1 protein-coding gene is annotated in these 12,858 nt (G+C 72.8%); it reads left to right on the top strand.

The window, feature by feature from the left end; all coding sequences use genetic code 11:
• Positions 1–12,858, top strand: a 12,858-nt coding sequence (locus ACFQBR_RS33290) for an ADP-ribosyltransferase (RefSeq protein ID WP_378554967.1), incomplete at both ends; no start/stop codon positions are given.

Here is a 12,858-nt window from a genome sequence, read left to right as displayed (position 1 = left end):
ACGGACGCGGCTGGGAGGCCTCGGGCTACTCCGCCACCGCCGGCGCCACCCAGGCCGGCATCCAACAAGGCGCCACCGACGGCGCCCTGCACGGCCTCGACCTGTTCAGCGACAAAGACAGACCAAACATCACCAACCCGCCGCCCACGGAAACCGACAGCACCGGTAACCGAACCGACCACCGCACCGGCCCCGAGATCCCCGGCCCGTGGACGGGCGGGGACGACCTCCCGGGCCAGGGCGGCGACCGGTCCCCCGAACGCGACGGCGACGGACCCCCGCGACAAGACGACCGCGGGGACGGGGACGGCCGTGGACAGGACAGGCGGCCCGACCGCGACGGCCCCCCGGCCACCGCCTCACACGACAGCGGCGACCGCGACGACCTCTCCGACATCGACGACGTCCCCGACCTGGTCAGCGACACCGACTCCGACACCGATTCCGACTTCGGCGACGCCGACGACCGCGACCGCCACCAACCCAACGACGACACCGTCCGCGTCCACCAGGACGACGACGTGCGCGCCCCCTACCCCGACCCCTTCAAGTCCCCCGAGGACGCCAAGGACCCCTTCGGGACCAACGAGGCCAAACACCCCGGCCTGGGCAACGACCCCTTCCACCCCGGCATGAACGACGGACCCCTCACCGTCAACTTCCTCAACGCCATCGTCCCCGACAACCCCATGGCGACCCAGCCCCCCGCAACCGAACAGACCACACCCCACACCCAGACCACACCCGACACCGGCAACACGAACCAGGCCGACCGCTCCACCCCCGCCCCCCCCCCCGCCCCCGAGCAGCACACCGCCCCTCCCCTCGTGGCCGCGCCGATCGGCCAAGCAGCTCCACCACCGACCACCGCACCGCAGGGTCCGGCCCCCGACAACAGCCAGCGCTCCACGCCCACCGAACGCGACAACGGTGGACGTCCGTCCCAGCGCACCGACGGCACCCGCACCCCGGACCCGTCCCCGCAGCGCCCAACCGGCGACGCCCCCAAGGTCACCACCGAGAGCACCCCGCCCGCTCCGCAGACCACGACCACCGACGGCCCCACCGCCACCGATGAATCGCGTGCGGTCCCCCACGGCACCTCCGACCCCGAACAGCAGACCTCACCGGCCGAGGTCCCGCTGCCCCCGTCTCCCGTCACCGAGAGCGACGGTCAGCAGGACACCGATACCACCTCCGAGAGCGCACCGCCCCAGGACACGCAGGACACCGGGCACGCCCCCTCCGACCGCGACGGCGAACAGCCCGACCAGCGCGGCGAGGACACCCCCCGGAACGACGACCGCCCCCAGGACGGAGACGAGGACCAGGCCGGAGACGGCACAGGACGGTCCGACGACGGCGACCGGTCGGGCGAGCAGAGCGGTGAACGGTCGGGAGACGACAGGGACCGGTCAGGGAACGAGAGCCGCGAGGACTCCCCCGCCGGAGAGGGCCAGACCTCCAAAGCAGCCCTGTCCCGGAACACGGACGGTGTCCCACAGGACCCGGAGACACCGCGGCCCCGTCCGCAACCGCTCACCGACGCTCAGGCCGGTCCGGGACGCAACAGCCCACCCTCCCCCGCCACCGTGGAGCCCCCCGCCACAGCCGACAACCGGGAGACCACAACCCCGCCCAACAGCGGGACGCCGGCACCGGGCGCCGGGCACGCCCCGCCCGCCACCGAGGCCACCACACCCGACACGACCCAGGGCACTCCGACCCCCACCCAGAACACGGACGTGCCTGCGGCGCCGCCCGCCGTCGGCCCCGAGCGCGCCGCGGACAGCGTCTCCCCCACCCCCGGAGCCACGCGCACCGACCCCACCGCTCCCGGGATCGACCCGGGGGCCGACGCCCGCGCCGCGTCGGTCCTGGAGCGCCTGCCCGAACTCACCCGGGCCCTCGCGGACAAGGACATCCCCCGGGCGCGGGCGCTGGGGGCCGAGTTCTGGCGGCTGCTGCGCCCGGTCGACGGCCCGGCCCCGGAGAACCGCTCCATCCACGAGGCGCGCGCGCTGGCCCAGGCGCTGGTGTACACCGTCTCCGACCCCTCCAACAGGCGCGTCCCGCTGAGCGGGGAGTCCGTCCCTGCCGAACGCGTCCGGGACGCCGAGTCCCTGGCCCGCGGCATCGGCCGCCACCTGCAAGACCGCCACGACCCGGTCCGCGCCCGGCTCTGGCAGCCCGGCGGGCAGCTCACGACGGACTACGTCCGCTACGCGATGCAGGACCCCGCGGACCGGGGCCCCTCCCCCTACGACGCACCGGACACCGTGAAAACCGTCAACACGGCGCTGGTGGACGGCGACGCACCGGCCCCGCAAGAACAGTCCGGGGAGTCGTCGACGCCGGGCCGGACAGCGACGGACAACGACGGTCCCGCCGCGTCCGGGTCCGGGACGATCCGCCGACTACCGACCGGTGCCGAAGCCGACCGCTACGGCGACCTCCTGCACGACCCCGGCTACAACCCCAACGCCTTCGACGTGCTCCCCACCGCGACCCAGGACACGGTCTCCGCCTACACCCGCTCCCCCTGGCTGAACCGCTTCGCGCGGCTGAGTCCGTTGAACGAGGCGACGGTGCAGGCCGAGCTGGACCGCATCCGGAACGAGAGCCGGGCCCACCCCGGATGGCAGGTCTACGAGATCGGCGGCGGCCGGTGGCCCGACCTGGCACGGCTGGAGGAAGCCGCGGAGCGGGGCGGACTGAGCCCCGAGCAGGAGCGGATCGTGCAAGGCGTCCTCGGCAACCGGTACCCGGAGGCGGCGCTGGAGAACCTCCGCGAGCGCTCCGGACGCGCAGGCGAGATCGCCGATTCCCTCGCCCTGCGCGGTGAACCGGCGCACTTCCCCGACTCCTCGGAAGTCCTGGCGTTGCTCCGGCGCCTGGACCGCGCCACCGGCCGACCCTTCCCCGAGGGTTTCGAGGCCGTGCACGGCATGTACCACCACCGGCACCTGTTGGGCGAGGGCAGCACCGATCCCCGCACCCTCGCGGGGACCACCCACGTGGAACAGGGGTACCTCTCGATCTCCCTCGGTACCGCTCCGTCCGCGGCGGGCGGCTCCCCCATCGACCTGATGCGGCTGACCGTGCCGGAAGGCTCCCGGGGGCTGTGGGTCGGCGACCGGAGCGAACACCCCGGCGAGCGCGAGGTGATCCTCGCGCGGGGGACCCGCTACCGGATCACCGCGGTCGAGCCCTGGGGGCGCGGTTACCTCTTCCACGCCGAGATCCTGCCCCCCGCGCACGACGGCGGGGCCGCCACGGCCCCGGCCTGGACGGGCGAGGTGCTGGACCGCATCGACCGGGCCCTGGACGCGAAGGACACGGCAGCGGCCCTGGCCGGGATACGCGGGGCGGCGGAACGCTTCACCTCGGACCTGGCCTCCGCTCTGCGGGATGCCGACGGCCCCGGCCGGACCCCGGCGATCGGCCGCCTCGAACAGTTGCGGGACGCGGCCGAGCGGCTGGGGGACCTGGCCTCGGAAATCTCCGACACCGACCCGGAGGCGGTCGCGGCCACGGTCGCCCTGGCCGCGGACCTCGCCGCCGCCGCGGAGAGCGTCGCCGCGCGCGGTGCCGCCGACGCGGCCGCGGCCCGGGACGCGATCCCCGAGCCGTCCGAGGTGGACCCCGAGAACCCGGACCGGATCACCGACGCCGCACGGGAGCGCGACACGGCCCTCACACGGGTCTCGGAAGCCGACACCGCGCGCGACGACGCCGAACGTGCCTCCCACATCGCCTACGAGGCCGCCGACATCGCCGCCCGCACCGCACGGACCACCGGACACGGTGCCGAGGCCCGGGTCGAGGAGGCGCGCGCGGCCGCCGAGACGGCGGACACCCGGCGCCGCGCCGCGATCACGGCCGCGGAGGACGCGGCCGACCGGCACGAGAGCCTCACCCGCACCGTCAACGTGGCCGCGAGCATCGCCGTCGGTATCGCCCTCGGCGACGTGACCGCCTCCCTCGGCGACGCCGCCGCGACGGCGGCCGCCCTCGCCCGGGCGCGGTCCATCGCCGACCTGACCCCCCCGGGCTCCACGGCGCGCATGAGACTGAACATGCGCATGGACGCGATGGGGCTCTCCGCCCCGGTCGGCTCCGGCGACCCCGTCGTCCTCGCCGTGACCGACATCGCCGGAGAGGTACGGGACCCGGACGGGGACGGCACCGGGATGAGCGATGCCGAACTCGATCCCCTCGCCCGTGGACTGGGACTGACCGACCCCGACGACGCGGAGCCGGACCTGGCGGAGGCCCCCGGCCCCGCGACCGGCACACCCCCGGGCGACCGGACGGAGCGGGGGCCGGAGGCGCACCCCGCGGCGGGCTCGCCCCTGGACACGTTCCACAGCGCCCTCAACACGCAGACCCCGCCCGTCCGGAGCGGACCGGTGACCGGGGAGGAGTCCTCCGGCCCCGGGGACGGACCGTCCCCGCGACCGGTTCCGGCCCCGTCGGCGCCCGAGTCGAACACGGACGACGGGACCACCGAGGCCGCCCCTGCCGAGACCGGCGTTTCGCGGGGACAGGCGACACCGCCGGACCCGCTGACCACCGGGACCGGGAAGACGACGGAGGAGGCGGTGCGCCCGCCCGCGCCGCCCGAGGCCGAGACGCGCGTGCCCACGGAGGAGGCGCGGACACGGACCGAGGACGGGGGTCACGAGGAGGGCGCGCCTCCCCCGTCCCAGCAGCACGAGCACGACACCACCGCAGGGCCCGCCGAGACGGTGGACACCACGGGCACGGTGGAGACCGCAGACCCCGTGGACACGACGGACACCACGGGCACGGAACAGCCGCTCCCGCCCCAGCAGGAGGACACCGACCTCACCACGGACACCAGGAACACCACGCCCCCCGCGGACACGGAACAGCCTCCTCCGCCCCCGCCACCGCAGGAGAACACCGACACCACCGTCGGCACGGACACGGAGCGCCCGCAGCCCGACACCGGCGACACCCGGCCACGGGAGGAGCCGGCGCCCCGGAACTACCCGGGTTCCGTGCGGCCGGACCGGACGGGCGCCCCCTACGACCTCGGCTACCTGCTGACGTCCAACCTGGTCAACTCCAGCATGGTCCACGCCGAGCACCTGCGTTCGTTCGTGGACGACACCCTCGCCAACGACGCCGGACACGTCGACGCCACCGTGCGCGACGCGGTCAGGGAGCAGGTCGACGCCCAGGCGCGCAAGCAGACGGGCGTGTTCTTCGGACCGGAGGGGTTCTCCACGACGGTCACCGGAGCGGACGGCTCCACCTGGCGGGCGGATCTGCGGCTGCGCTCCTCCCGCGGGGACTTCCACCACGCACCCACCAAGCCGGAACAGGGCACGGCCTCCACCGAGCTGAAGCTGGTGGACGAGGCAGGAGAGGCCAACCCTGCCGAGGGCAGCGGCAACCACGGCGGCACCAAGTTCGTCGGAGTGGGGTTCCAGGTCACCCCCCTGCTCCTCGGCACGGTGGGCGGCGCCGACATCGGCCCCCGCTTCACCTTCAGCTTCTCGGGGGGAACACGCCAACGGCAGACCGTGGACACGGCGGTCAGCGTCCACGACAGCTACACCAGCTACGAGATCAAGGGCAAGCCCGAGGTCTACGCCTCCGACCTGACCATGTCCTTCGATCTGACCCCCGTCCACGTCCCGAGGCAGACAGCGGCCGGCGGCACCACCCAGGCGAACAGCGGCACTCCGCCGGGCGGCACCGACCCGAACAACGGCACCGGCTCCGACGACGACACCGCTCCAGCCGACGGCACCCCGCCGGACCAGGCCGTGAACGCCCTGGCCGAGTCCTCCGACGGGGTGCTCCTGATCCTTCCGGGCGAGGTCGTGGCCAACACCGGCCCGGAGACGATCCGCCTGCGGGACCCCTTCGCGACCGAGGACCACCAGCGCGGCCGGAACGACGACCACAGGCCCGTGGGACCGCACGCGGACAAGGGGCACCCCGTGTCGGTCGGCGACATCCGGTTGAGCGACGGGTCCTCCGACAAGTCCTTCCCCGACTGGATCGCCGACCACCTGTGGTCCCCGGAGCGGGACCGCGGGTGGTGGAAGTCCGCGGTCGACAAGGTGACGCCCGGGTTCGTCGACAGGCGCAGGCAGCAGAAGCTGGACGCCTTCCGCGACCAGGTCGGGGAGTCCTTCTCCAAGAAGTCCATCCGCAACAACCTGTCGGAGATGACCTCGGCGCCCGCGGTCTTCACCGTCAGCGACCCCTCGGGCAGGCCCCGGCTGGTGAGCGTCCAGTCCGTGCCCACCGCCTACGACGCCAAGTCCCACACCATCCAGCCCGCGAAGTACATCAAGGGCAACAAGGCCGAGAACGAGAGCGGCAGCTCACTCCGGCACAGCGACTTCCTCGGCGGGACCCTGGGCGCGGGCGTCAGCGTGGACGCGGGAGCCGTGGGCGGCACCCACAGGGCCCGCGTCGACGCGCTGGCGGTGGAGGGGGGCGTGCGGGGGCGGTCGACCGCGGAGAGCTCGCAGGTGTCGTCGGGATCGGTCAACCGCCTGAACTACGGCAAGACCGAGTCGTCCGCCTACGACGTGCAGCGCAACTACTACGTGCACTTCGACGGCGAACCCGACGTGTACCGCTTCCAGGGCGACACCGTCGAGATCCTCACCGTCCAGGAGGCCCGCATCCTGAACGGGGACGAGCCCCCGGACAAGGTGCCCGCTCCTCCCGAGCCCGTCCGGACCGAGGGGGGCAACACGCAGCCCGGGACGGTGAACACCCCCGGGACCGTTCCCGACTCCACCGGCGACCAGCGGTCCGGGGACGACGGGAACCGGAGTGCGCCGGGCGGCGAACGGAACGAGGACACCGGGAACGAGGGCCGGGATCAGCAACGGGAGCGCGGGCCGGAGCAGGAACGACCGCCCGGCGAGCGGCCTTCCGGAGAGCGCCCGTCCGGAGACGAACAGCCCGGAAACCCGCGGCCCCCTCGTCCGAACCTGGCCGAGGAGCACCCGGTCACCTTCCACGGGGCCGTGCCCCGCGACTTCACCTGGCCCGACGGCAGCCAGTACCGCGACGTCGACGGGCAGCAGCGCAGCATCTACCAGCAGATCGCGCACGAGGTGCTGACCGGGCTGGCCGACAAGCTGCCCGGCCTGGTCCTGCCCGACATGGCGCGCGACCCGAAGAACTTCGCCCGGCGGCCCGGCCACGAGAACAGTGGCCCGTTCACCGGTTCCACGCGCGAGCACCGTCCCTTCCGGCGCGACCACGAGACCGCCGTCTTCAACACCCACAGGGTCATGGACGCGATCTCCGCGTCCGATTTCAAGGGCGGCACGGACGGCCTGACACTGCACGGCCGGCCCATCCACCTGATCGACACGGGAAGGTTCAACCCCGGCGCGCTCTTCGAGTCGGGCCAGAAAGTGATGCGCTCCCCGTTCGTCGCGGTACGCATCAGCGCGGACTTCTCCTCGCTCAGACACGCCGGAGAGACCACGAGGGGCACCGGGGGCGAGTACGCGGGCGGGACCGAGATCACCACCGCGGAGGGCTCGCAGAAGCGCAAGACGCTCCGGTTCTCCTCCGGCGGCTACATCCGCCGGATCGACGCCGTCGACGCGTCCGGCAACCCGAGCGACGGCGGCGTGTTCTCGGTCGCCCTCCAGATGAGCGACACCAAGGGGAAGAGCCGGGGCCTGGGCATGAAGTCCCAGAGCGAGAGGACCATCCAGTACGCGGAGGACTCCAGTGTCTGGAACTCCGGGGTCCGGTTCAGGGCGAGGCTCTACGAGGACGACGACCTCGGCATGGTCCTGGGCGGCGACACTCCGCTGTCCGACCGCGGAAAGGACCTGCTCAGCCGCCCGATCGAGGCGCTGGCCACGATGGACACGGCCAAGGCGGTGCCGGGCGGGGAACGCGGCGGCCGGGACGACGCCGCCCCCGCCCCGCGGGTCACCCGGATCCGACCGCTGCCGGTCGATCAGGTCAGGGAGATGATCGACGGTCCCACCAGGCCGACGCCGGACAGGGTCCGCAAGACGCGCGACGTGACCGGCGGTGTCAAGAGGTTGTTCGGCGGGGGGCAGAGCCGACGGCCCCCGGTCGAACAGGCGCCCGCCCCGGCGCCGGAGAACTCCACCGGGCAGCAGAACACCGGTTCCCGGACCGGCGGCGACCAGCGAACAGCAGCCCCCGACACCGACACCAACCGGCCGAACACCACGACCGACGAGGACACCGCCGGCCGACAGAACACCGACTCCCGGACCGGCGACGTCCGGAGACCGCCGGCCACGGAAACCACGGGCGGCGCCGACGGCACCCGCACGAACGACGACGGCACCACCGGGCAGCAGAACACCGAAACCACCCGGGCGCCCGACACCGAGACCGCGCAGGACACCACCGGGCGGCAGAACCCTGCGGAGAACACCCCCGACACCCGCCCCGTCGAACAGCGCCGGGCCGAGAAGCTCCGCAGCACTCCCGCCACCGTCGAGAACGTCAACACCCGGTTCACCACCGGTGACGGCAACCGGGTGAGCAGCCTGCTCGAAGCCGCCTACGAGAGCTTCTCCTCCACCGCGCCCTGGGAGAGGGACGCAGACGGCCCGCGCCCCTCCAGGGGGCTCGGCAACGAGCGCAAGCTGCGGCACTTCCTGAGACGGGGCGAGGGAAGCAGACAGTTCTACGAGAACGCGCTCTCCCCGGAGAACCTCACGGACAACCCGGCGGCGCGCTCCTCCACCGGCGCACGCACCCGCACGGAGTCGAGCGGGGGCGCGCTCTCCCCGATGCACCTCCGCGCGACGTCGTCCACCCGGCTCGACATCGACTCGGTCGACCGCTTCGAGCAGTCCGACGGCGCGGTCGTCTTCAAGAGCAAGAACACCCTGGAGGTGTTCTCCAGGGACGGGAGGAGGACCGACCTGACCGTCCTGGCCACGGGCGGAGGCCGCGTCAACCCCAACCCCGTACAGCCGGCCGAGCAGTCCGCGGGCGGGACCGCGCCCGCGCCCAACTCCGCGGGCGCCCCCCTGATCCAGCTCGGCCCCTCCGCGGGCAAGAGCCTGTTCGACCGCTACACCCTCACCAAGCCCACGTCGCGGTTCAACGAGTCGGTCGAGTTCCACCCCAAGATCCCGATGTCGTACTCCTACTCCGCCTCGGGGCGCATCACGCAGGCGCTGGAGTTCGTCAAGAACTGGAGCATCGGACCGACCTTCTCCCGCGACGCGCGCTACCGGGGATGGCAGGCCGACTCCGACAACCTGGAATCCGGACTGATCCACATCCGCGACGCCCACGCGTCGGGCATGGTCGAGGACCGGGTCCTGGAGGTCGACGGCGGGCTGGTCCGCGTCCCCCAGCCCGAACCGGAGCCGCCCGGGTCCGTGAAACCGCGCCCGGGTTTCGAGGACTCCGGCACGATGCTCGATCCGGTCGACCCCGACGAGGCCGTCCAGAGCCTCGTCGACGACCTTGCCTCACAGGGCTGGCAGCTGACCAAGGGCAGCCGGGAGATCATCCTGAAGGCCCTCAAGTCCCACACCGGACTCAACCCCAACACCGGCGTACCGGTGACGGTGAAGATCAGCCCCATCGACCACTCGATCGGGAACCTCAACGCCCCGACGAGCACGCCGCTGTCCCTGGACGCCACCGTGAGACTGCGGCTCGACAGGGACGACGCGAAGGTCGAGTACCTGGGCGGCAAGACGGAGTACCGACAGCGTCAGGGTTCGGAGGAAGGGGACAGGCTTCAGCAGGGCAGCGAGAGCTCCGCGTTCCACGGGGCCCACGGCTCGCTCCTGACACCGCTGCCCCAGTCGGGGGGCGACCAGCCCGGGGGCACCGCCCCGGCGAGCCGCCCCTACCTGATGGGCTTGCAGGGCGACGGCACCACGACGAACGCGCGCGGCGACGGCGGGAGCGTCCGGAACACGGACAAGCGCTCCACCCAGCTGACCATGGAGACGCCCTACGCGCGGGTGTCGTCCGACACGCGGCTGACACTCGACCTGCACATCTCCGAGAAGCAGGGCAGGGCCAACTCCCTCCTGGGGGAAACCCCGGGCTCGCGCAGGCGCGACTTCACCGGTACGGGGAACTCGGGCCGGGCTCAGGAGCTGTACCCGGCCTTCGCCCTCGACCTACGCAACGAAGCGAGCACGACCGGGGGGAACGACACACCCCGGACGTCCACCGACGGCGACACCACCACCCCCCGGGGAAACACCACCACCCGCACGACCACCGACGGCAACACCGCCACCCCCTCAAGGAACAACGGACAGCCCGGCGGACAGCAGACGGGGAACCGGACCGCTCCGGAGAACCCCTCCAACGACAACTACGCCTCACTGACCGACATGGCGCGCTCCTTGACGCCCGCCGGGGGCCCGGGGTCCCGAGACGCCTTCAACGACGCCCTGACCCTGCTCGCGTCCGTCGAGAACAAGGGCAAGGACATCCTCGACCTCGGCCGGATCGTCCTGGCGAAGTCGTGGGGCTGGAACCCGCCCGCGGACGCGGTCAGCGACGGGCGCTACACCCCGGAGGCCGTCGGGAAGGCGGCCGACTACGTGGCGGACAAGCTCAAGCTGAACTCCCGCAACAACGCCATCGACCAGACGCTCACCGAACTCGGCATCAAGGCCTCCTTCGCCGAGGCCGGCTCGGAGACGGGCGCCGAACTGCCCGAGCTGGGCCCGACCACGTGGATGATGCGCGCCGTCTCCCACCCGGAGACAGCGCGCATCAAGGACTACAACCCGAGCATGCGCCTGACCGACTCCTCGGAGACGGGCAGGACCTTCTCCCCGTTCCACAACGAGTCGTCCACGACGACCATGGGTTTCGAGGCGCGCCCCTCGGGACGCACCGGAACGGGGCCTCCGACGACGGCCACCCACTACGGCTCGGCCAACAACACGGGATCGTCCACGTCCGGAGGCGACACCGCACGGGGGAGCAAGCCGAAGGAGCCTCCCCACTCCGACCGCGTCCGTACCGGACCCGGCTACCTGGTCGAGATGGACACCGACGTGTTCATCGGGGCCAGGACCGAGCTGAGCGGCCCCTGGTACAAGCGCTCGGCACGCTACGTCGGGGACAAGGCCGCGTCCGCGGGCAGGGCGGTGCGCGGCGCTTTCGGCGGCCGGAGCACCCCCTCGTCCGTCCCGACCCGCCCGGCCCGGTGGCAGCAGGGCGGGACCACCGTGAAGACGACCCGGTGGATCTCCCACGGCGACGCGGTGAGGACGGGCATCATCACGCCCGACCACGCCAACCGGATCGCCCCCCTGACCGAGCGTTTCGCTGCGATCCAGCAGTCGCTCGCAGACGCGGAGAAGGCCTATCTCAACGCGCGCTGGCCCCTGGACAAAGCGGCCTCCGACCGCATCGCCTCACCCGACGACCCGCAGGTCCAGGCGCGTTACAGGAACCTGGAGACCACCTACGAGGACCGGCGGGAGGACTTCGACGAGGCGGTACGCAACTGGGTGACGGCACTCCGGGAACTGCGCGACGGCCTGGGCGACCTCTCGTCCCTGCCCCGGCCGCGTACCGCGACCGCGCCGGCCCTCGACACCATCCAGGAGGAGCCGTCGTCTCCTCCTGCTCCGGCACCGCAGCAGAACGCCCTTGACCCCGCCGCCGACCCCGAGGCCGTCGAGCTGCCCGAGCGGCAGCCCGGGCAGGAGGGCCGGCAGCCCGAGCAGGACACCGAACAGCGGGACACCGACCCGAACCTCCTGGACACCCTCGGCTCGGCCCTCAACATCCGGCCGCGGGAGGCCGGGGAGGAGGAAGCGCCTCCCCAGCCCCCGCAGCGGAACACCCCGGACCCCGCGACCACCGAGCTGCCCGAGCGCGACAACCGGCCGCAGGAAGACGTGCCGAGGCAAGCACCTGAGCCGAGCGCGGCCGAGGTGCTCGAACGGGCGCGGCAGAAACTGGCACGGGACACAGTGATGGGCAGGGCCCTCCAAGGCCAGGACGGTTCCTCCCGCAACGAGACCGCTCCCGCCGACAACCGCCCGGAACGCCACTCACGCAACCAGTCGAAGGGGCCCCTCAGCCACACGGACCAGCGTTCGGGCCCTTCCTCCGAAACGCACGCCCGGCCCGAGTCCGCGACGGTCCGGAGACCGAGGGTGTGGGCGACGCCGACGGGGGAGGACGGGAACGGGCCGTCCCGGCACGAGGCGGCCCTGCCCGGCGACCAGGCCGAGACCCGTCGCGGCCCCGCCCCGGAGCGCGCCGACAGCCCCGCCGACAGATACACGGCGAACGACGAGGAGAACCTGTACGACGTCAGTGACGACGAGGAGGAGGCACCACGCCCCCGCTGGCTCGACAGGCACTACCCGGAGGCGGCCTCGCTCAGCGGGGAAGAACGCAGAGAGCTGATGCGATCGCTCATGGAACGGTCCCTGGCGGTGGGCCCGGCCGTTCCCGAAGGGTTCCGGTACGACACGGACCTGGGCGGTCCCGACGACATCGCCTGGATCGAAGCCCGGGGAGCGCAGCGTTTCCCCCCGGAGTCCGACACCACCGCCCTGCTCGGTCCCCCCACGGCCCCGAGCGCACCGCAGCAGCAGGACCGGCCTGCGGAGGATCGGGACCAGCAGCCGCAGCCGGCACCGTCCGAGGAGGAGATGGCCGCGGCGGCCCTGGACGCGGTGCTCACCTTCGACGGGCAGCGCCTCCCCCTCCACACGGAGACCGGACCCGAGCACGGCACGGACCTCCCGGCGGACCAGGACTCCCTCTCGGAGGCGTCCACGCCGGACTCGGACACACTCAGGGACATGCGGCTGCGGCTGGAGCGGCTGCGCTCGTCGAGCCCGG

It is taken from the genome of Nocardiopsis tropica, from assembly GCF_042660575.1.
Classification (GTDB): domain Bacteria; phylum Actinomycetota; class Actinomycetes; order Streptosporangiales; family Streptosporangiaceae; genus Nocardiopsis; species Nocardiopsis tropica.
The sequence above is the reverse complement of the archived record's forward strand: the minus strand, read 5'-3'. Positions and strand labels throughout refer to the sequence as shown.